At 69.5% G+C, this 20,611-nt stretch carries 21 protein-coding genes; 14 read left to right on the top strand and 7 right to left on the bottom strand.

Annotated elements, in window-relative coordinates; all coding sequences use genetic code 11:
* Positions 1 to 23: 23 nt before the first annotated feature.
* From WPS_RS11650 to WPS_RS11585, 14 genes are all read left to right on the top strand, one after another.
* Positions 24 to 266 (top strand): 4Fe-4S dicluster domain-containing protein, encoded by a 243-nt coding sequence (locus tag WPS_RS11650; RefSeq protein WP_317994652.1) that lies wholly within the window; start codon positions 24 to 26, stop codon positions 264 to 266.
* 21 nt (positions 267 to 287) lie between these two features.
* The gene (locus WPS_RS11645) at positions 288 to 959 is read left to right on the top strand and encodes a methyltransferase domain-containing protein (protein ID WP_317994651.1); all 672 of its coding nucleotides are present in this window, start codon (positions 288 to 290) and stop codon (positions 957 to 959) included.
* Positions 956 to 2,128, top strand: coding sequence for an NAD(P)/FAD-dependent oxidoreductase (locus tag WPS_RS11640; RefSeq protein WP_317994650.1), 1,173 nt, complete (start codon positions 956 to 958; stop codon positions 2,126 to 2,128). The genes WPS_RS11645 and WPS_RS11640 overlap by 4 nt, the downstream gene beginning before the upstream one ends.
* Complete coding sequence (locus tag WPS_RS11635) at positions 2,125 to 2,577, top strand: type II toxin-antitoxin system RatA family toxin (protein WP_317994649.1); 453 nt, start codon at positions 2,125 to 2,127, stop codon at positions 2,575 to 2,577. Before WPS_RS11640 ends, WPS_RS11635 begins: the two co-directional genes overlap by 4 nt.
* The gene (locus WPS_RS11630; RefSeq protein ID WP_317994648.1) at positions 2,574 to 3,818 is read left to right on the top strand and encodes a beta-ketoacyl-[acyl-carrier-protein] synthase family protein; all 1,245 of its coding nucleotides are present in this window, start codon (positions 2,574 to 2,576) and stop codon (positions 3,816 to 3,818) included. Before WPS_RS11635 ends, WPS_RS11630 begins: the two co-directional genes overlap by 4 nt.
* The gene (locus WPS_RS11625) at positions 3,808 to 4,521 is read left to right on the top strand and encodes an ABC transporter ATP-binding protein (RefSeq protein WP_317994647.1); all 714 of its coding nucleotides are present in this window, start codon (positions 3,808 to 3,810) and stop codon (positions 4,519 to 4,521) included. Before WPS_RS11630 ends, WPS_RS11625 begins: the two co-directional genes overlap by 11 nt.
* A gap of 324 nt (positions 4,522 to 4,845) precedes the next feature.
* Positions 4,846 to 5,223 (top strand): hypothetical protein, encoded by a 378-nt coding sequence (locus tag WPS_RS11620; RefSeq protein WP_317994646.1) that lies wholly within the window; start codon positions 4,846 to 4,848, stop codon positions 5,221 to 5,223.
* Positions 5,190 to 6,017: a multinuclear nonheme iron-dependent oxidase gene (locus WPS_RS11615; protein ID WP_317994645.1), complete on the top strand. Its 828-nt coding sequence runs from the start codon at positions 5,190 to 5,192 to the stop codon at positions 6,015 to 6,017. Before WPS_RS11620 ends, WPS_RS11615 begins: the two co-directional genes overlap by 34 nt.
* The gene (locus WPS_RS11610; RefSeq protein WP_317994644.1) at positions 6,014 to 6,421 is read left to right on the top strand and encodes a hypothetical protein; all 408 of its coding nucleotides are present in this window, start codon (positions 6,014 to 6,016) and stop codon (positions 6,419 to 6,421) included. Before WPS_RS11615 ends, WPS_RS11610 begins: the two co-directional genes overlap by 4 nt.
* On the top strand, positions 6,421 to 8,985 hold the full coding sequence (locus WPS_RS11605; RefSeq protein ID WP_317994643.1) for an ABC transporter permease: 2,565 nt from the start codon (positions 6,421 to 6,423) through the stop codon (positions 8,983 to 8,985). The genes WPS_RS11610 and WPS_RS11605 overlap by 1 nt, the downstream gene beginning before the upstream one ends.
* Positions 8,982 to 10,079, top strand: a complete 1,098-nt coding sequence (locus WPS_RS11600) for a lipocalin-like domain-containing protein (protein ID WP_317994642.1) — start codon at positions 8,982 to 8,984, stop codon at positions 10,077 to 10,079. The genes WPS_RS11605 and WPS_RS11600 overlap by 4 nt, the downstream gene beginning before the upstream one ends.
* A gap of 444 nt (positions 10,080 to 10,523) precedes the next feature.
* Positions 10,524 to 11,882 (top strand): AfsR/SARP family transcriptional regulator, encoded by a 1,359-nt coding sequence (locus WPS_RS11595; protein WP_317994641.1) that lies wholly within the window; start codon positions 10,524 to 10,526, stop codon positions 11,880 to 11,882.
* Positions 11,879 to 13,330 (top strand): hypothetical protein, encoded by a 1,452-nt coding sequence (locus tag WPS_RS11590; RefSeq protein ID WP_317994640.1) that lies wholly within the window; start codon positions 11,879 to 11,881, stop codon positions 13,328 to 13,330. The genes WPS_RS11595 and WPS_RS11590 overlap by 4 nt, the downstream gene beginning before the upstream one ends.
* A gap of 4 nt (positions 13,331 to 13,334) precedes the next feature.
* On the top strand, positions 13,335 to 14,495 hold the full coding sequence (locus WPS_RS11585; protein ID WP_317994639.1) for a glycosyltransferase family 87 protein: 1,161 nt from the start codon (positions 13,335 to 13,337) through the stop codon (positions 14,493 to 14,495).
* Here the strand turns inward: WPS_RS11585 and WPS_RS11580 are convergent.
* Genes WPS_RS11580 through WPS_RS11550 form a run of 7 tightly spaced genes read right to left on the bottom strand, consistent with a single transcriptional unit; the run spans position 14,412 to position 20,576 of the window.
* On the bottom strand, positions 14,412 to 14,756 hold the full coding sequence (locus tag WPS_RS11580; protein WP_317994638.1) for a DUF192 domain-containing protein: 345 nt from the start codon (positions 14,754 to 14,756) through the stop codon (positions 14,412 to 14,414). The two genes, WPS_RS11585 and WPS_RS11580, sit on opposite strands and share 84 nt — an antisense overlap.
* A gap of 5 nt (positions 14,757 to 14,761) precedes the next feature.
* Positions 14,762 to 15,376 (bottom strand): prepilin peptidase, encoded by a 615-nt coding sequence (locus WPS_RS11575; protein ID WP_317994637.1) that lies wholly within the window; start codon positions 15,374 to 15,376, stop codon positions 14,762 to 14,764.
* Complete coding sequence (locus WPS_RS11570) at positions 15,373 to 16,239, bottom strand: type II secretion system F family protein (protein ID WP_317994636.1); 867 nt, start codon at positions 16,237 to 16,239, stop codon at positions 15,373 to 15,375. The genes WPS_RS11575 and WPS_RS11570 overlap by 4 nt, the downstream gene beginning before the upstream one ends.
* Complete coding sequence (locus tag WPS_RS11565; protein ID WP_317994635.1) at positions 16,236 to 17,096, bottom strand: type II secretion system F family protein; 861 nt, start codon at positions 17,094 to 17,096, stop codon at positions 16,236 to 16,238. The genes WPS_RS11570 and WPS_RS11565 overlap by 4 nt, the downstream gene beginning before the upstream one ends.
* Entirely contained in the window at positions 17,084 to 19,213 is a 2,130-nt protein-coding gene (locus WPS_RS11560; protein ID WP_317994634.1) for an ATPase, T2SS/T4P/T4SS family, read from the bottom strand. The genes WPS_RS11565 and WPS_RS11560 overlap by 13 nt, the downstream gene beginning before the upstream one ends.
* On the bottom strand, positions 19,210 to 20,082 hold the full coding sequence (cpaB, locus tag WPS_RS11555) for a Flp pilus assembly protein CpaB (protein WP_317994633.1): 873 nt from the start codon (positions 20,080 to 20,082) through the stop codon (positions 19,210 to 19,212). Before cpaB ends, WPS_RS11560 begins: the two co-directional genes overlap by 4 nt.
* The gene (locus tag WPS_RS11550; RefSeq protein ID WP_317994632.1) at positions 20,079 to 20,576 is read right to left on the bottom strand and encodes an A24 family peptidase; all 498 of its coding nucleotides are present in this window, start codon (positions 20,574 to 20,576) and stop codon (positions 20,079 to 20,081) included. The genes cpaB and WPS_RS11550 overlap by 4 nt, the downstream gene beginning before the upstream one ends.
* Positions 20,577 to 20,611 lie beyond the last annotated feature (35 nt).

Below are 20,611 nucleotides of genomic sequence, written 5' to 3'. Positions count from 1 at the left end.
TCCCGCGCAACCCCCTCCCCGCGATGGCCTACATCATTACCGAACCCTGCATCGGCACCAAGGACAAGTCGTGCGTCGACGTCTGTCCGGTCGATTGCATCCACGGTAACGACGACGACACTCAGCTCTTCATCGATCCCGAAGTGTGCATCGATTGCGGCGCTTGCGTCTCCGCCTGCCCCGTCGAGGCAATCTACGCCGACTCCGACGTCCCCGAGAAGTGGAAGAACTTCATCGCGATCAACGCGGAGTGGTACAAGAAATAACCCGGACGGGCTGAGGCTCGCGTGCGGCGGACGATCGCTCGCGAGCTGATGGACGATCCGGTCGACGACGTCGCCGAGCTCGAAGGCAACCTGCGCGACATCGCGTTCGCGAACGCCGTCTTCGGCGGCAGCGCGCCGGTCGTGCGCACCGTACGCGGCCTGGGCGCGCGCAGCGTCCTCGACGTCGGAAGCGGCGCGGCAGACGTTCCGCTGGCGCTGGTGCGCGACGCCGAGCGCCGCGGCGTCGAACTTCACGTGACGTGCCTGGATCGCAGCGACCAGATGCTCGCGATCGCGCAAGCGCGCACGTGCCGCCATCCTTCGCTGGCATTCGTGCGGGCGGACGGTGACGCGCTCCCCTTTGCGGACGGCGCGTTCGACGTCGTGACGTGCACGCTCGCGCTGCATCACTTCGAACCCGACGGCGCGCACCGGCTGCTGCGCGAACTGCGCCGGGTTTCGCGCCTGAGCCCGGTCGTTTGCGACCTGCGCCGCTCGCCGCTCGCGTTCGGAATGACGTGGCTGTGGTCGCGCACCTCGCGCAACCGGCTCACGCGTCACGACGCGCCGCTTTCGGTACGCCGCGCGTACACGCCGGGCGAAGCGCTCGCGCTGGCGCGCGCCGCCGGCTGGCGCGCCGCCTCGGTGCGCGGCGAACCGTTTTTCCGGATGACGCTCTGGGACGCGGCGTGAGCGACGTCGTCGTCGTCGGCGCCGGACCGGCGGGGAGCGCGACCGCGCTGCTGCTCGCGCGCGCGGGGATCGACGTGACGATCGTCGAGCGCGCGCAGTTTCCGCGCCGCAAAGTCTGCGGGGAGTATCTCAACGGCGGCGCGGTCGACGCGCTCGACCGGCTCGGCGTCCTCGACGCGGTGCGCGGACGCGCGCACGCGCTGCGCGGCGTGCGGCTCGTCCCCGAAGGCGCGCCCCCGGTCGTGTTGCCCTTTCCGCGTCCGGCACTCGCGTGCGCGCGCGAAGGACTCGACGCGCTTCTGCTCGACGCCGCGCTCGCCGCCGGTGCGACGCTCGAGCGCGCACGCGTCGACGACCTCATTCGGGACGGCGCGCGCTGCGTGGGCGTCCGCGTGCGCACCGACGACGGAACGCTCGCCGACCGGCACGCGCGCGTCGTCGTCGGCGCCGACGGCAGCGGTTCGGTCGTCGCGCGCAAACTCGGGCTCACGGCCAGATCGAAGCGCGGGCGCTACGCGGTCGGCGGGCACTATCGCGGCTTCGGAACGCTCGACGGCTGCGTCGAGATGTACGTCGGAGGCGGCGCGTACTTCGCGATCAACCCGCTCGACGCCGAACGCGCGAACGTGATGGTCGTCGTGCCGAAAGAACGGCTCGCGCGCTGGTCGGCCGACGTCGACGCCGGGATGGGCGGTGCGGCCGCCGCGCTCGGACGCGGCGCGCGCTCGTTCGCCGAAGCGTCACGCGTCGGCGCGCGCGTCTCGGTCGGGCCGCTCGCGCACGCGGTGCGCGCGCCGGTCGCGCCGGGAGCGGTGCTCGTCGGCGATGCCGCCGGATTTCTCGACCCGTTCACCGGACAGGGCGTTTTCCTTGCGCTCATCGGCGCCGAGCGCGCCGCGGCTGCGATCCTGGCGGCGTTCGAGACGCCGATGCGCGCATCGCAGGCGTACGCCGGCTACGCGCGCTGGCGCACCGCCGATCTCGCGTGGCGCCGGCGGCTGTGCCGATCCGTCGCGCTGCTCATCGACGTCTCGCCGCTCGCGCGCCGCGCCGCGTCGCGTCTCGCGCGGTTCCCCGGCGCCGGGACGACGCTGCTCGAAGCGCTCGCCGGCGCGATTCCGCCCGAGCGCGCGTTCCGTCTCGACGTCCTGGGACGTCTGCTGGCGTGACGATCACGCGCAACGCGATCGAGATCGCGGCGCCGGTCGACGTCGTCTACCGGCTCGGCGCGGACACGCCGCGCTGGCCCGAGGTGCTGCCGCACTATCGTTACGTCCGCGTGCTCGAGGAACGCGGCGACACGCGCACCGTCGCGATGAGCGCGTGGCGCGACATCTTCCCGGTGCGATGGGTCGCGAGGCAGACGAACGATCCGCGCACGCCGCACATCGCGTTCCACCACCTGCGCGGCTGGACGCGCGGGATGGACGTCGAGTGGATCTTCGAACCGCTCGCGGGCGGGACGCGGGTGACGATCGAGCACCGACTCGCCTTCGCGTTTCCCGTCGCGCCGGAGTGGATCGGCCGCCATGTCGTCTCCGGCTATTTCATCCACGGCGTCGCGGCGAAGACGCTGGCGCGCGTCAAGGAACTCGCCGAAGCCGCGGCGGCGCGATGACCGCGCATCGCGTCGCGGTGACGGGGATCGGCGTCGTGACGCCGCTCGGGATCGGGATCGACGCGTTCTGGGAAGGCGTGCTCAGCGAACGCGTTGCGGTCGCGCCGATCACGCGATTCGACACCGCCGGCTACCGCACGCGGATCGCCGCGCAGATCGACGCGTTCGAGCCGCGCGCATTTCTGACGGCGAAGCGGCTCAACTGGACCGATCGCTTCTCGCAGTTCTCGATCGCCGCGGCCAGGCTGGCGCTCGAGGACGCCGGCTACAACGCGAGCGCGGCGTCCGGCGACGTCGGCGTCTATCTCGGGTCGGCGCTGGGCGGCTTGGCGTTCGCCGACGAGCAGCACGACGTCTTCCGCGAACGCGGGCTCGACGCGGTGAAGCCGCTGCTCGCGATCTCGGTCTTCGGCGGTGCTGCGACGTGCAACGTCGCGATCGAGTTCGGTCTGCGCGGGCCGACGGTGGCGAACGGCAACTCCTGCGCGTCGGGCGCGGTCGCGATCGGCGACGCGTTCCGCGCGATCACACGCGGCGACGTGCGCGCCGCGCTCGCCGGCGGCGTCGAAGCCCCGCTCTCGCCGCTGGTCTTCGGCGCGTTCACCGTGATCCGCGCGATGTCGGAGCGCAACGACGCACCGCAGGCCGCGAGCCGGCCGTTCGATCGCGGACGCGACGGCTTCGTGATGGCGGAGGGCGCGGGCGTGCTGCTGCTGGAGCGGCTCGCCGATGCCCGCGCGCGCGGTGCGCGCGTGTACGGCGAGATCGCCGGGTACGGCCTCACCAACGATGCCTACCACATGTCCGCGCCGCGGCCGGACGGCGCGATGAACGCGGACGCGATGCGCCGCGCGCTCGACGAGGCGCACGCAGCGCCCGCCGACGTCGACCTCGTCAACGCCCATGGCAGCGGGACGCCGCTGGGCGACCGCTGCGAGACGGTCGCGCTGGAAACGCTCTTCGGGGAGCGCGCCGCGAGCGTCCCCGTCACGGCGACGAAGGGGCAGCACGGGCACGCGCTGGGCGCGACCGGCGCATGGGAAGCCGCGCTCTCGCTCCTTGCGCTCGTGCACCAAACCGTGCCGCGGAGCGTCAATACCGACGATGCCGATCCCGCCTGCAACCTCGCCCTCACCCGAACCCGCCTCGAACGCCGCCTCCGCACCGTTCTCTCCAACTCGGCCGGATTCGGCGGGATCAACGCCGCCCTGGTCTTCCGGCGTCTCGACGATGACGGCTGAAGGAGCGCGGGCCGCAGCGAGCGCCGTCCTCCCCGTCGCGGTGCGCGACGTGACGAAGACGTACGGTTCCGGCGACGAGGAAGTGCACGCCCTCACGGGCGTTTCGCTCGACGTGCGCCGCGGCGAGATGGTCGCGCTGGTGGGGCCGAGCGGCTGCGGAAAGTCGACGCTGCTCAACGTGATCGGCTGCGTCGATCTGCCGACGGGCGGGACCGTCGCGATCGACGGCACCGCGACCGGCGCCCTCGACGACGACGCGCTCACGCGCCTGCGGCGCGACCGCGTCGGCACGGTCTTCCAATTTTTCAACCTGCTGCCCGCGCTGCGCGTCGCCGACAACGTCGCGCTGCCGCTGGTGCTGCAGCGCGTACCGCGCGGCGAGATCGACGGCCGCGTCGCGGCCGCGCTCGCAAGCGTCGGGCTGGCGGAGAAGGCGCGCGCGTTTCCGGCGCAGCTCTCGGGCGGGCAGATGCAGCGGGTCGCGATCGCGCGCGCGATCGTGCACCGCCCGGCCGTCCTTCTCGCCGACGAGCCGACCGGAAACCTCGACTCGCACACCGGCGCGCTGGTGCTGCGCCTCTTGCGCGGGTTGGCCGACAGCGGGCAGGCGATCGTGATGGCCACGCACAGCGACGACGCGGCGGCGATGTGCGATCGCGTGGTGCACATGCGCGACGGGGCGATGGTGCCCGCGGGGCGCTGACCGCTGCGACTTTTCCGCGGCGGTACGGTAGAGTCGGATGCATGAACGTGGAACCGCTCGCGGCCCCGATCGATCCGATCGAGGCCGCTTTCGTGCGCGCGGGTCTCGGCGCGGCGCTGGACGCAGCGATCTTGCAAGCCGTCGCAACAGGGGCACTCGTCTACGAGGGGGGATGCTGCGGCTCGGTGATCCGGCCGCCGCCGGCGAGCCGTTCGGGCGCGCGATCGTCGCAACGCTCACCCCCGGGCCGTATGTCAGTTGGAAGCGTGCGCGTGAGGCGGGAGGAGTGCGGGCACGCAGGCCGCGCGCGAACTGGAAAGCCGGATGATCGCCGCCGGCTACCTGCGCGATCGCTCGCCGGTGCGATGGCTGACCGGACGCCGCACGAGCCGCGGCGACGCCTGGCTCCGCACCGCAGCGATCGCCTTTCCCGCCGCGCAGATCGCCGCCGCCGACCCGACGCTCGCGTTTGCGCTGCACGGTCCGGCGGCGATGGCTGGGACGCGCTTCGCCGACGCGACCGCTCGCCCCGCCGGGATTGACGGCGGCGGAAGCACCGGGGGATGCGGCGGATGCGGGGTTCCGTACGCAGAGTCCGGCGGCGGTGATGGCGGGCACGGCGGCGACGGCCGCGGCGGCGGACACGGAGGCTGCGGAGGCCACGGCGGGTGCGGCGGCGGCGGCTGCAGCGGCGGCGGGTGAGCCGCTTCGGCGTGCTCTACCGCGCGGAACACCGGGCCGCGCTCTTCGCGCACAGCGCGCAGGTCGACGTCCTCGAGATCGTCGCGGAACACTTCCTCGATCTCACGGCCGAACAGCGCGACGAACTCGACGTGCTGCGCGCGCATTTCGACGTCACGGTGCACGCGCTGGCCACGTCGATCGGCAGCAGCGACGGCGTCGACGGACGGTATCTCGCACGGATCGCGGCGCTCGTCGACTACGTGCGTCCGCTGTGGTGGAGCGATCATCTCGCGATGACCCACGCCTGCGGCGTGGAACTCGGCGCGTTCGCGCCGCTTTCGCGTACCGAAGAGACCGTCGCGATCGTGGCGCGCAACGTCGCGGCGGTGCGGGATGCGGTTCCGGGGCGCTTCGCGCTCGAGAATCCGGCGACGGCCTTCCTGGTGCCCTCCGACACGCTCGATGCGGCGGCGTACCTCGCGCGCATCGCGGCCGCGGCGGACTGCGAATTGATCCTCGATTTGGAAAATCTGCATGCCGATGCGTGGAACGTCGGCACCGACGCCGGCGCGGTCGTCGCCGCGATCCCGGCCGAGCGCGTCTGCGAAGTCCACCTCGCCGGCGGACGGCGCACCCGCGACGGATACGTCGACGCGCACGACGGGCCGGTCCCGGAACGCACGTGGGCGCTGTGCCGCGCGTTCTGCCGGCGCTGCGTCCCGCCGCTGACCCTGCTCGAACGCGAAGCGGCGCTTCCGCCATTGTCGAACCTCCTCGACGAACTCGACGCCGCGCGCGCGGCGGCGGCATGATCGCGTACGAGCGCGCTCTAGCCGCGGCCGTCCGCGGCGAACGGGTCGCATCCGCGATCGCACCGGCGGCGCTGGACGCGTTCGTCGCGCAGGCGGTGCGCAAGCGGCTCGACGCCCTGCGGGCACTGCTTCCGGCGACGCTGGCGTCGCTCGGCCGGGCGGAATTCGAAGCGCGCTACCGCGCTTTTTCCGCCGGACGCGCGCCGGCCGGCGCCGGGGAGTACCGCGCCGAAGCGGTCGCGTTCGCGCGTTCGCTGCGCATGCGCGAGTCGCGACGGGAGGCCGCACTGTTGGCGATGCGCGGGCCGCGCGCAGGCTTCGCGCTGGTGCGCACCGGCCGTGGGCTGACGCTTTTGATGCGGTTGCGGCGCACGGGGCGCCTGCACGTCGTCCAATTCCGGTGATGCCGCTGCTTCGTGCCCTCGTGCTCGGTCCGCTCCGCGGCAACGTCCTGCGCGCGCTGGTGACGCTGGTCGCCGTCGCGCTCGGCGTCTCGATCGGGCTGGCGATCGACCTCGCCAACGCCACCGCTGTCGCCTCGTTCGCGTCGAGCGTCAACGTCGTCTCGAACCGCGTCAACCTGCAGGTGCTCGGCGTCGGCCGCGGTTTCGACGAGCGCGCGATCGTCCGCGTCCAAAACGCCCCCGGCATCAATTACGCCAGCCCGACGATCGAGGATTCCGTGACCGTCGGAGCGCGCGCGGGCGATCCGTTCTCCGGCGAGATCCTACGCGTGCTCGGCGTCGATCTGCTGCGGCCGCTCCCGGGCGACACGGTGGCGGCCGCGGCGTCGCCGGGAAGCGTCTCGCAGGAGAACGCCGATCCGGGGATGCTCGTCAACGGTCACGGCGCGTTCGTGAGCGAACGCGTCGCGACGCGTTACGGCTGGCGCCGCGGGGAGACGGTGCACGCGCTCGCAGGCGATCGCGACGTGACGCTGCGCATCGCCGGAATCATCCCGCGCGGCAGCGCGGGGATCGATTCGAGTGTCGTCTTCGTCGACATCGCGACGGCACAGGAACTCTTCCGCAAGATCGGACTGCTCGACCGCATCGATCTCGTCGTCGACCCGTCGCGCCTCGCGCAGACGCAGCGTGCCGTCGCCGCGTTGATCCCGCCCGGAACGCGCGCCGTCGCACCCAAGACGCGTACCGACGAGATCGCGCGGATGCTGCGCAGCTTCCGTCTCAACCTCGAAGCGCTCGCGTACGTCGCGCTGCTGGTCGGGATGTACCTCATCTACAACACGGTCGCGATCTCCGTCGTCCAGCGCCGCCCCGAAGTCGGCACGGTGCGCGCACTCGGCGCGACGCGCGGCGCGGTGTTCCGCACGTTCATCGCCGAGGGCGCGATGATCGGCGTGCTCGGCTCGCTGCTGGGTCTCGCGCTCGGTGCGCTGCTTGCGACATTCTCGGTCGCGGCGGTCTCGCGCACCGTCGACACGCTCTACGTCGCATCGCATGCCGACCGCGTCGTATACGATCCGCTCTTGTTCGTCAAAGCGTTCGTCCTGGGCGTGATCGCGTCGATCGTCGCGGCGGCGTTCCCCGCCTACGACGCCGCGTCGACCCCGGCGGCGATCACGATGCGCGCGCAAGGGTTCGAGCGGCGCCGTCCGCGTCTCGCCCGCCGCGCCGCGGCGTTGGGGATCGCGGCGTTCGCGCTCGCCTTCGCGTGCACGCGCGTCCCGGCGATCGACGGCGTCCCGCTCTTCGGATACGCCGCCGGATTGCTGATCATCTTCGGCGGATCGCTGTTCGCGCCGCTCGCCGTCGAAGGGGTCGCGCGGCTGGGGTCATCGCTTGCGGCGCGGCGACCGACGATCGCGATCGCGGCCTCGAATCTCGGCGGCGCGCCGCTGCGCACCGCGGTTGCGATCGCGTCGCTGATGATCGCGATCGGGATGATGGTCTCGGTCGCGGTGCTGGTCGCATCGTTCCGCACGACGATCGTTGCGTGGGCCGACGAGACGCTCAAAGCCGATCTGTTCGTGCGGCCGCTGGGGCTGGGTGATGCGTCGACCGACGCGGTGTTCTCGCCGCACGTCGCCGAGACGATCCGCCACGTTACCGGCGTTGCGAGCGCGGCGACGTTCCGCGGTGTCGAACTGCCGTTCCGCGGCCGGCTCACGACGCTCGGCGCGACCGATCTGGCGACGCTTGACGGCCGCAACCCCTTGCGTCTGCTCGGCGCCGACGCGCACGCGCTCGCGCGTTCGCTCCCCGGTTCGACGCAGGTGCTCGTCTCCGAGCCGTTCGCCTCGAAGTTCGGCGTGCGCGAAGGCGACGCGATCGAACTGCCGACGCCGTCGGGGACGACACGCTTCACCGTCGCGGCGGTGTACAATGACTACTCGTCCGACGCGGGCCTCGTGGTCGTCGACCTGCGCACGTATCGCCGGCTCTTTCACGACGCGTCGGTGAACTCCATCGCGATCTACGCGCAACCCGGCACCGACCTGACGCGGCTGCGGACGGCGGTTCTGCGTTCCGTCGCGCCGCTGCGCATCGACGTCGAAACGAACCGCGAGCTGCGCGATTTGGTCGTGCAGATCTTCGATCGCACGTTCGCGATCACGTACGCGCTCGACGTCATCGCGATCACGATCGCCGTGCTCGGCGTCGTCTCGACGCTCTTCGCGCTGGTGCTCGAACGGCGCCGCGAGTTCGGATTGCTGCGGTACTTGGGCGTCTCGACGGGTGGCGTGCGCCGCATCGTCCTCGTCGAAGCGGCGGGGATCGGATTGCTCGGCGGAGGGCTGGGCGTCGGCGTGGGGATGCTGCTGGCGCTGCTGCTGATCTTCGTCATCAACCGTCAGGCGTTCGGGTGGCTGATCGAGCTGCACGTGCCGGGGGCGTTCCTGGCGGCGACGATCCTGCTCGTCGTCGCTGCGGCCGTCGTCGCGGGCGTGTATCCGGCCGGCGTCGCCGCGCGGATCCGCACGGCCGAGGCGGTGCGCACGGAATGAGACGTCTCGCCGCAATCTGCGGCGCGCTGCTGATCGCGTGCACGACCGCCGCCGCGCCGCCGGCGGCGCACGGATTCTCCAACGCGCGCTCGCCGTGGCGGTTCGCGTTTCCGCGCGATCATGCCGCGCATCCCGGCTTCGCGAGCGAATGGTGGTATTACACCGGCCACCTGCGCGCCGCGGACGGACGCCGTTTCGGCTACGAACTGACGTTTTTCCGCTACGGTCTGCGGCCCGGCGATCCGCCTCCGTCGCCGTTACAATCGCGCTGGCGCGGCAACCAAGTCTATCCGGCGCACCTCGCGCTCACCGACGAGGTGGGACGCCGTTTCGTCTACGACGAGCGGTTTGCGCGCGAGGCGCTGGGAATGGGGCACGCGTCGACGCGCCGGCTCGACGTCGCCGTCAACGGCTGGTGGCTGCGCGGCAACGGTCCGTTCCGAATGCACGCGCTATCGAACGAGGTCGGGCTCGACCTCACGCAGACGGCGCAGAAGCCGCCGGCGATCCACGGCCGCGACGGCGTCTCGCTGAAGGCGGCGTGCGCGACGTGCGCGTCGCATTACTACTCGATGACGCGGCTGCGCACCGAGGGGACGCTGCGGTACGGCGGCGCGACGCTCCGCGTCGACGGCATTTCGTGGATGGACCACGAGTTCGGTTCCGATCAACTGCAGGCGGATCAGGCCGGCTGGGACTGGTTTTCGCTCCAGCTCGACGACCGCCGCGAACTGATGGACTACCGTCTGCGGACGAAGGCCGGGACGCTGACCCCGGAGTCGAGCGGATCGCTGATCGACCCGCGCGGCGCGGTGCGCTACCTTGCGCGCGACGCCGTCTCCGTCGACGCCACCGGCACCTGGAAGAGCCCCCATACGGGCGCGGTCTATCCCAGCGGCTGGCGACTGCAGGTGCCCTCCGCCGGCCTCGACGTGATGCTGACGCCGGTGCTGGCCGACCAGGAGCTGGCGAACACGGTCGGCGGCGTGTCGTATTGGGAAGGTGCCGTCGACGTCACTGATCGTGCCAGCGGCCGGCCTCTCGGCGTCGGTTATGTCGAGTTGACCGGTTATGCGGGCGCGATCTCCCTGTGAGTGCGCAGGAGGAAGTGTGAGCGGCATCGCCGCCGCGATGTGAGCAGCGTCGCTCTTCACCGCATTGTGATATGGTGATTTCGAGACGTACCATTACCGTTGCGACGGCGCGTGCCGTCGCGTGGTCGACGAGCCCCAAAGCCCGTGGTTATCGGCTTGTTGTCGCTCTGACAACAGCCGAAAGATCGCTTGCTCGATTGCTGTACCTTGGCCGTGTGGCCGGTTGCTCCGTGTCTTTTGTTGGTAACGACGGCAAGAATTTTCGTCGGCTTCGGCCGATAGTGTTTGTACGGCAGGCGGCGTCCTGTTTGGAGGCCGCGCCGACGACCGTTGGAGTCCAGCATGCCGTCGAAACACGGAAGTGTGGTTCTTGATCCGGCGGCGATCGAACGCGAGCGGGTTTTTCTTGCGTTGGAATCTCGCGCCGATCGTCCGGTACGGTTTGTGTGCGCGCCTGCCGGTTCCGGCAAGACGACCGCGCTGCTGCAGTATGCCGCGGCCTACCCCCGGACCGAGTACGTCGCCGCGCGCCCCGGGATGACGATCGCGGAACTGGAGCGGATCGTCGCGAGCGTTCCGACGAACTCGCAACTGATCATCGACGATCTCGACCTCGCGCTTCCCGCCGCCATCGACGAACTGCTCAAGGCGGTCGTCTCCTGCGCGCCGCATGCGCCGCGCCTGATCGTCTCGAGCCGTTCGTGCCGACTCCTGCGCGCGCAGAACATCGTCGCGCGCGGGTTCGGCAGCGTCATCGATCGCACCGATCTCGCCTTCGATCTCGCGGAGACGCAGCAGCTCGCTGACCGCCTCGGCCTGACCTACGACGCCAAAGACTTGGCCGAGCTGCTGCACGTCACCGAAGGCTGGACGCTCCCGCTCACATGGATCTTGCGCAGCGCGACCGAAGACACGCGACGGATGCGCGACGCGTTCGAGCGCTGGTCGTCGCGCTACGGGCCGCTGCTCATCGAATTCGTCGCCGAGCACTGCTCGCGCGACACCGGGATGCGCGATGCGTTCCTCGCCGCGCTCCGGGATCGCGCGCAATGCACCCAGCCGGTGCTGGCCGAGCTCGCCGCCGCCGGATGTCCGGTCGCAGACGTGCGCGGCTCGCTTCGTCCGTACCGCATCCTGCGCCGGCTCGCGACCCGGTCGCTGGTGAAGAGCCGACGCGCCGAGCCGGAAACCTCGCAGCCGCTCGCGCTCAACCTGCTGGGCCGTTTCGCGTGCCGCGTCGGCGACCGTCACGTCGTGTTCGCCCGCCGGCGCGACCAGAACGTGCTGGTGTGCGTCGCGCTCTCCCCCGATGCGCGCGTCACGCGCCAGGAACTGATCGCCGCGTTCTGGCCCGACGTGCCGCAGGCAGTCGCGATGCAGGGCCTGCGCACGTCGCTCAGCCGCCTGCGCCGCTCGATCGCCGACGCGGCGGGCTGCGAGGCCGAACGGTTCCTCCAGATCGACGCGACGATCTCGATCAACCTCGAGAATGCGACCGTCGACGCGCGCCGGTTCTCCGAACACGTCGAGTACGGCGCGATGGAAGAGCGGCGCGGCGAGCTCGAGAGCGCGCGCCGCCACTACGCGGCCGCCGAACGCCTCTACACCGACCATCTGCTGGCCTCCGAAGCCGTCGAACCGGTCCTCGCGCCGCACGTCCGCGAATACATGGCGCGTTTCGGAATGGTGCTCGACCGCCTCGTCGAACTGTTCACGCAAATGCGAGATCTCGATGCCGCGCGCACGTATGAGCGCCGCGGTTTGCCGTTGCGGAAGATCACGGCTGCCCTGCAGACGGCATGAACGCGATCGCGCCGTATCGGCCGCCCGGCGGATCGAAGCTGGTCCGGTTTGCGAACGACGGCGTTGCGGCCGACGTGCGGATGGGCGGCGTCGACCGCCGTGCCGGCACGATGTGGTACGAGATCCGCCTGGCCTCCGTGCGGACGGTCGTCAGCGGACGCTTGATCGGGGTCGAACGCGACGGGACGGCGGTCGAGCTCGGGACGCTGGACGTCAGCGCCGGCTCGATGAGCTCGTCGCGAATCGCGGTGCCGCTTCCCGCGCCGAACCGGCCTTACACGCAGTTTTTCCTGGAGATCGCGTCCGACGGGATGATGCTCCACGTCGCCGCGCCGCCGCCGCCGTACGAACCGAAGCGGCGTCTGAGCGCGCTGCGCGTCGGCGTCGCGCTCGTCGCGCTGGGCCTCACCGCCGCGGGCGGCGGCGTCTTCGCCTCAACGCTCCCCGACGCGCCGACGATCGCCGCGCCCTCGCACGCGTTCGCCGGCGACCTCGTGCATCTGCCGTACGCGACGCGCGGGATGGGGAACGCGCGGTACGTCGCCTCGATCGAGAACGGCGCGGTGATCGCATCCGGTGACTTGCCGTCGAAGCGCGGTGAGATCGCGCTCGCGCTGCCGCCCTCGAGCGCGCATAAGAACGTCACCGTCGCCGTCTCGGTCGCCGGCGTTCTGGGGACCGTCTCGAAGAGCGCGTCGTTCGCGGTTGCGGCGCCGGAGCCGCTCAAGTTCGCCAACGCTGCGCGGGTCGCCGCGCTCACGGTCCATCGCGACGCGACGGGCGGCGGCGACAGCATCCTGGCCTCGTATCTCGCGGTGGCGGACGAGGGCGAACTGCTCGTCACCGATCACGAGAACAACGTCGTCGGCCGCGCGCCGTTCCAGCACCGCGGCACCGAGCGGATCGCGATCCCCGGCCAGTTTCACGACAAGCCGCTCGACGTGCGCCTGAACGTGCGCCGCGGCCAAACGCGTGCGACCGCGATGGTCGAAGTCCAGCCGGTCGTCGATCCGGCGGCGGTCGCCGCGGCTGCAGCGGCAAATGCCGTGCCCGCCGACGCCTCGCGCGCCGACGCGCAGAACACCGCGGCTGCGAACACCGACGCGCCGCCTACGATCTCGCCGGACGAGATCCCCGAAGCCGTGGTGCCGGCCGACGACAAGACGACCACCACCACCGGCGACGAACCGTTCGCGATCGCCGGGACGCCGGTCGCGGGCGAGCCTCTGCGCATCCTCATCAAGCGCTACGTCTCGGGGATGCATCTGCGGCTGCAGGACGACGCGGGGCTCGCGATCGACGAAGCCGACGTGCCGTCGACGTCGCGCACGATCTCGCTGCGCACGCCCGCAATCAGCGCCGCACGGACGTATTACCTGACCTGCTCGTACGGCTCCGGTTCGGGTGAAGAAGTCCTCGTCCGTTCGGTGCGCGTCGCGGCGCGCTGACCCCGTGTACGCCGAGCCGCTGCGGATCCTACGCGGCCGGTTCTGGTTCTGGACCGCGCTGCTGACGATCTATGCCGCAGCGCCCGTGTGGTGGACGATTCACCATGACTTCGGGGATTGGCGTGCATTTGCGATCGCCGGATCCCGGGCGGGAACCCCTGCGTTGCTGCATCCGCCCGAGCTGTGGCAGGCGTTCTTGTACGTCCCGGCCGCAGCCTATGCGATCGCTCCGCTTTCGAGGCTGCCGCTCAGTGTCGGGTTCGCGATTGAAGCAACGTTTATGGTTCTGTGCGCCGGAGTCTCGTCAATTGTCCTGGCGCGCTGCTATCGCATCTCGCAGTCGATCGCGACAGCCCTCGTTTTCGCTTGGTGGCCTACCCTTTATGCGGCGCTGGTTGCGGGGCAGAATGCAACCTTCGGGCTGCTGTGTTCTCTTCTTACAATTTCCGGCATGGTGGAAAACGCTCCGTTGCGCACGGCGCTTCCTTTGGGCCTGCTGCTCTACAAGCCGACGTATGCGTTGCCGCTCGTGCTGGTTTTGGCAGTCCGTGGGCGATTACGCGAGGTGATGAGTGCGGCCGCGATCGGTGCACTTCTGTACGTGGTGAGCGTGATGGCGACCGGCGGAGACTCAATGTGGCCGACGACGCTAGCTCAACTCGTCCACCAATATTTCGCACAAGACTTTCGCCTGAATGCCGCAATGGCATTGGCGTTGCCCGGACTCTTGAATCGTGTCGGCGCGGCGCCGTGGCTAATTGGGGCGATCTGTGTTTTGCTCGGTGTGGCCTCCGCCGTCGCATCACGATCTGCTCGCGACCTTGAAGCCGGGAGCTTCGCATGCCTTGCCGGTCTCGCGCTCAGCGCTCACGCATGGGCATATGACGCCGTCTTGGCGCTGCCGGCGATCGCTTGGTGCGCGACGCATTTACGCGAGCCCCTTAGAACGCGACTTATTTCCGCTGTCTATTTCGTCGCAGATACCGCGCTCTTCTCGCCCGTCCTGTTCATCGATCCGCTAGCCATACCCATTGTCGGCGGAACGATTGCGTGGCTTGCGATCCGCCTGCGCGGCGGCCGATTACACCAGTTCGAGCAGGTCCCCGACGAGCACGTCTTCGGCTTCGAGGGTCCCCGCGCCGAGCTCGATCACGGCCTTCGCTGAGAAGCACGTCACGGCGAGCTTGTGCGGCTTGACGTGGTGGACGACGCGTTTGACGCGGCCTGTGTCGTCGACGAAGATGACGTCGATCGGCGAGCGCATCGCCATCGTGTGGATTGCGTTGCAGCGCTCGATCCAGAGGCCCTCGTCGGGCCGGACGTTCGGACGCGCCAGCAGGCCGACGGCGCGCTGCAGGAAGCTGGCCGCACGATCGACGCGCGTCGCGATGATCGTGCCGGTGCTGGCGTTTTTGAGCAGACCCATGTGCCTCATACCGAACGTTCTAAAGTGAGCGCGAGAAAGATCGATCCCGTCAGGTAGGGGCCGAAGGCGATCGGGCGGCGCTCCCCCGACCTGCGCGCGATGATGTAGGCCGCCAGCGACGCGAGGATGAACGCCAGCGTCGCATCCGGGCCGCCGAGCAGCGCGCCGCCGAGGCAGGCGATCTTCACGTCGCCCCAGCCCATCCCGCGTCCGCGCGAGACGAGCGCCGCGCCGGCGAACGGGACGAACACGACTCCGGCGCCGAGCAGCGATCCCCAGTTGCGTTCGAACGCGGCGAAACCGAGGACGAGCGCGAGCGCGCCGAGACTGCAGACATCCGGGATCATCCCGCAGCGCAGATCCGACGCGGCGCACGCGGCCAGCGCCGCGACGACCACGAACAGCATCGCGAGGTGCGTGGCGCTGGCGCCGTGCAATTGCGCGGCGAGCCCGACCGCCGCACCCGCAACCGGGAACGGCCAGGCCGGAAACGCGACCGGGCGCGGACCGTCGTCGTGCGCGACGATGTCGCGGCACAAGGCCACGCCGAGCCCAGAACCCAGCCACCCCGCGACGCCGAAGGCGATTGCGGTGAAGAGGGCGGCGACCGAGGCGATCATTTGCCCCAGTTGGTGACCGTTTGCGCGATGACCGGGCCGAAGATCATCAGGTACAGCGACGGGATCATGAACAGCGCCATCGGGATGATCATCTTGATCGGCAGCTTCGCGGCCGTCTCTTCGGCGAGCATCCAGCGGCGGTCGCGCGTATCTTTCGCGAGTTCCTGTAGGACGACGGTGAGATTCGAACCGAGCTTCTCGGCCTGTACGACCGCCGTCACCATCGTGGTGACGCTTTGTTCGTTGACACGGTCGGCCATCGCCGTGAGCGCGTCGGCACGCGATCGGCCGAGCTTGATTTCGGAGAGCGTCGACTGCAGCTCGGCCTTCAGCGATCCTTGTGCGGCCTCGGTTGCTTGGATCAGCGCAGCGTTGAGCGCGAGTCCGGCTTCGACGGTCGTCGAGAGCAGGTCGAGAAAGTCGGGGAGTTCGCGGCTAATCTCTTCTTTGCGCTTCTTTATCGCGCGCGAGAGCAAGAACGACGGGAGACGCCACGCGACCAGCGCCGTGAACAGACCCAGCATGATGCCGAGGACCGAGTTGCCGGCGAGCAGCCACAGCGCGATGCCGACGACCGTTCCCAAACCCAGCGCGCCCATGCCGCGGATCGTCATCTGCGTCGGCGAGAGGTTGTACCAGCCGGCTTCGACGAGCCGCTGCTTCGTCTGCGTCTGCCGCTCTTTGGTGACGATCTGCTGGATGATCATGTTGCGCTGGAAAAGGTCTTTCTCTTTGACCTTTTCCAGCTTGTTGAGACGGTTCGCCATCGAGCTGGGCGTCGGAATCGTCGACAGCACGATGAGGAAGGTGGACGCCGCGCCCCCGAGCGCTAGCGTATACGGATTGGCGAGCAGCGGGCTCATGGATCGACCTTCGTGATCTTCAGCAGGAAGTAGACGGCAAGCGCGTCGAGCGCGAGCGCGATCGCGAGGAGTACTTGACCGAGCGTCGTCTGCAGCATCGCCCCGCGCAGCATCGGCTGCGAGATGACGACGAACAGTCCAACGCCGATCGGCAGCATCCCCAGCAGCCACCCCGTTGCGCGTCCTTGCGCCGTCACCGCGCTGATGCGGCGGAAGAGCCGGCGGCGGTCGCGGATCGTCGTGGCCAGGTTGTCGAGGACGGTGGCGAGGTCGCCGCCAGTCTGCGACTGCACGCGAATCACGCGCGCGAGCATCCCGGTTTCCGGATTCGTCATGCGCAATGCCATTTGATCGAAGGCGTCGAGAATGCTCATCCCGATGTTGGTGAGGCCGACGACGCGGGTGAACTCGAGCTTCACCGGGTCTCGGCTCTGCTCGCCGACCATGATCAGCGCTTGCCGGATCCCGAGACCGACGCGAAGGCCGCCGGCGAGTGTGCGCAGCGCGGTCTCGAGTTGTTCGCGGAATAGTGCGACGCGCGCCGCGCGCTTGCGGCGCAACCAGGTCCGCGCCATCAGATACGAGAGCGGCACGAACGCGAGCAACAGCAGAAACGCGATGAGCGGCGCGGGCCGCAGCAGCAGCAATGTCAGCACCCAGGCGCCGACGCCGATACCGAGCCAGACCAGCACGTATTGCGTCGGTTGGATGCGCATGTCGCAGATATCGAGATCGATCGTGAACTGCGTTCCGATCCCTTCCAGGCGCTTGAGGATCGGAGCCCAGAACGACGTGAAGAGCAGACCGATCGCAGCGACGCCGAAGAGGACGATCGCAAAGGGTGCTACCGCAGCCATGTTGCTCCTGCCCGACGTGCGGTCGGGGTATTGCCGCTGAAGATGACCGGGTCGAATTCGATCCCCATTTCTTCGAAGCGCGTGAGGCATGTCGGCTGGACGCCGGTCGGCTCGAACTCGCCGATCACGTTGCCTTGGGGATCGACGCCGCGCTGGTTGTAGACGACGAGATCCTGCATGGTGACGACGTCGCCTTCCATGCCGACGACTTCGCTGACGTTGGTGACGCGGCGCGAACCGTCGCGCAGGCGCGCGACCTGCACGATCAGATCGACGGCGCTCGAAACCTGTTCGCGAATAGCGCGCACCGGCAGATCGAAGCCGGCCATCAGCACCATCGTCTCGACGCGGGCGACGGCGTCGCGCGCGGTGTTGGCGTGGATCGTGGTGAGCGAGCCGTCGTGACCGGTATTCATCGCCTGCAGCATGTCAAGCGCTTCGCCGCCGCGGCACTCGCCGACCACGATGCGGTCGGGACGCATACGCAGCGAGTTGCGGACGAGTTCGCGAATCGGGATCGCGCCTTTGCCTTCGAGGTTTGCCGGCCGTGACTCGAGCCGCACGACGTGCGGCTGATCGAGCTTGAGTTCGGCCGCGTCCTCGATCGTCACGATGCGTTCCGATTTCGGGATGAAGCTCGAGAGCGCGTTGAGGAGCGTCGTCTTCCCTGAGCCGGTACCGCCGCTGACGAGGACGTTCAGGCGGGCTTCGACGCAGGCGCGCAGGAAGTCGACGACCGGAGGGGTGATGGCGTTGACCGCGATGAGGTCGTCGATGCCGAAACGCTTCGTGCCGAAGCGGCGAATCGTGAGCGTCGGTCCGTCGATCGCGAGCGGCTCGATGATCGCGTTGACGCGGGAGCCGTCGGGGAGACGCGCGTCGACCATCGGGCTCGACTCGTCGAGGCGCCGCCCCAGTGGGGCGATGATGCGCTCGATGACAAGCCGAACCTGGCGATCGTCCACGAAGCGCTTCGCGGTGCGCTCGACGCGCCCGCGACGCTCGATGTAGACGTTCGCGTGCCCGTTGACCATGATTTCCGTGATCGACCCGTCGCTGAGCAGACTCTCGAGCGGCCCGAGGCCGAGCGCTTCGGCGATGACCTCGGCGCGGATGCGTGAGGCTTCCTCGGCGGAGGTGATCTCCTCGGTTTTCTTCGCCAGGAACTCATCGGCGATGCCGTTGACCTGCTGGCGCAGTTCGGCCATCTTCTGCGCGTCGGTGTGCGCGCGTGCCGCGGCCAGGAAGTCGATCCGCTTCATCAGCGTGCCGTGGAGCTCGGCTTTGACGCGCTCGAGCGCCTCGCTCGGAGCAGCCGGCACGGCGCCGTTGTCGCCGACCGCCTGCGGTTTCCCTTGGCTTCCCGGGAATGCCGCAACCGGCGGAGCAGCGGCGTAATCCCGCCGCGCTTCGCGGCGATCGCCCAGCGGCTTGGCGGTCGACTGCCGCAGCCCGGTAAGTTCCGGACCCGACTGTGCGGCGGCAAGCTGTGCCGCGAACTGTTTGAACGCGCGTTCGTAGGTGCGCTCGCGCTTTGACGGAAGCTCCGCGGCGATCGTGGTCTTGAGTGCGCCCTGGATCTCGTTGCGGCGCAGTTCGGCGATCCCGCGCGGGTTGTTGAGCACGAACGCGATGCGCTCGTTGGGGATGCCGAAGCGTTCGAGCGCGGCGAACATCGAGCGTGCCGATGCGACGCCGAGCAAGGTCGGCTCGGTGACCACGACGATCTGCGCGGCGCGCGCGATGAAGGGGCGCACCGTGGCAGCAAACGGCTGCGGCGAATCGACGACGATGAGACCGCTGCTCGCGAGAAGCTTTCCAACGGTGTTCTCGACGCCGTTCGAGGTCAGGATGAACCCGTCTTCGTACGTGCGCGCAAGTTCGACCACGGTCATCCCGTTGTTCGTCTTTGCCGTTCCCGGCGTGCCGGGAACGCGGGCGAGATCGAGCGCAGAGACCGCGTCGAAGGAGACGGCGATAGCGCGCCGCCCCCCGAGGTCGGCGTCAACGATGACGCGCGGGCCGTCGGAGGGCAGTTCGTCGATCAGTTCGAGGGCGATCGTGGTCGCGCCGACGCCGCCCTTGGCGCCGACGACCATGTAGATGCGAGGGGTCATTTTTGACTGTTATCGACGGCCCGGTCGCCGTCGATCACCAGAACGCTCGACGGCTTGCGAGGCGCGGGCGCCGGCGCAACCGGCGCGGCGGCGAGTCTGGGCTGTGCGACGGGCGCAGCGGCCACGGCGGGGGCAGGTGCTGCAACGGGTGCGGCCGGCTGTCCGACAGTGGCGGGGACGCCGAGCTGGAGCGGCTCCGCCGGATAAGCGCGGATCGGCTCCTTCGGCGGACGCAACGCGAGGCGCAGCACCGTGTTGAGGTCGGCTGCCATCAGCAGGTCCACCTGTTTCGGCGTGAGCGCGAGCGTCACTGTGGTCAGGTTCTGCTGGTCGGGGCTCGGCGTGGCGCGGGCCGACTCGAGGTCGTTGCCCATCGCGAGCACGAGCACGCCGCGCAGGATCGCCGACGCCTGCGGGGTTTCTTGACCGACGCGCGGCGGGACGGCGATGACGTCGACGCGGTCGCCCGGCTGGATGAGCCCGGCAACGCCCTTGACGCGATCGACCGCGATGCTCACCGCGCGCATGCCCAGCGGCAGACGCGACGGCAGTGCGAACGCTTCCGCGGTACCGACTTTCGACGTCGTGAGAGCGCTGCCGGCGGGGATCGTGATCAGCGAGTACTTCCCGACCGCTAGATGCTGGTCGGTGATGGCGTCCGAATCGATCTGCGTGACTGGCCGTTCCGCCGTCGTGAGCATCGCCGGCGTGATGAGGGCACGCGGCGGGATCTCGGCGGCTGCGAGCACGACCGTCTTCGACGCGACCTGCGGCGTCTGCGCGCGCTGGGAGCTCAGGTAGTTCAGGAGCAGCACTCCCGTCCCCAGAGCGAGCAAAATACCGACGATCAGCGGAATGCGGCGATTCATAGGGGCAACCTCAGACTGGGCACGAGTTGCGAGAGTGAGTAGAAGAGGCTTCCGGCGGCGATGGCGATGCCGTACGGGAGCTTATTGGTTTCGGTCGGCGCGCCGTGCGTCGCGACCGCGATGGTGCTGCGAACGAGCGAGACCAGCCGTCCGTTGACGGCCGCAGAAACGAGGGAGAGCAGCGCTCCGGCTGCGAGGATGTAGGCGACGAGGGCGATGCAGTCGGGAAATGAGACCAGACCGCTGGCGGCCGCGATCAGCTTGACGTCGCCTCCGCCGAACCACCCGAGACTGAAGGCGACCGTTCCGAGCGCAAACGCCGCGAGCATCGCCGCGACGGCAGCTCCGGCGGGGCCGAGGCCCGCGGGAACATGGATGCCGATCGCCGCGAACGCGAGCCCGCCCGTGAGCAAGTTCGGAATCCGGCGAGTTCGGACGTCGATCGCCGCGGCGACGAGCGTCGCGGCGAGGAGAAGAAGTGTCGTAATCGTCATCGAGTAAAACCGGCCGCGCTGCGGCGAACCGCAGA

This window comes from Vulcanimicrobium alpinum (genome assembly GCF_027923555.1).
In the GTDB taxonomy this organism is placed as follows: domain Bacteria; phylum Vulcanimicrobiota; class Vulcanimicrobiia; order Vulcanimicrobiales; family Vulcanimicrobiaceae; genus Vulcanimicrobium; species Vulcanimicrobium alpinum.
Note: the sequence above shows the minus strand (reverse complement) of the source record. Positions and strands in the feature narration are given on the sequence as shown.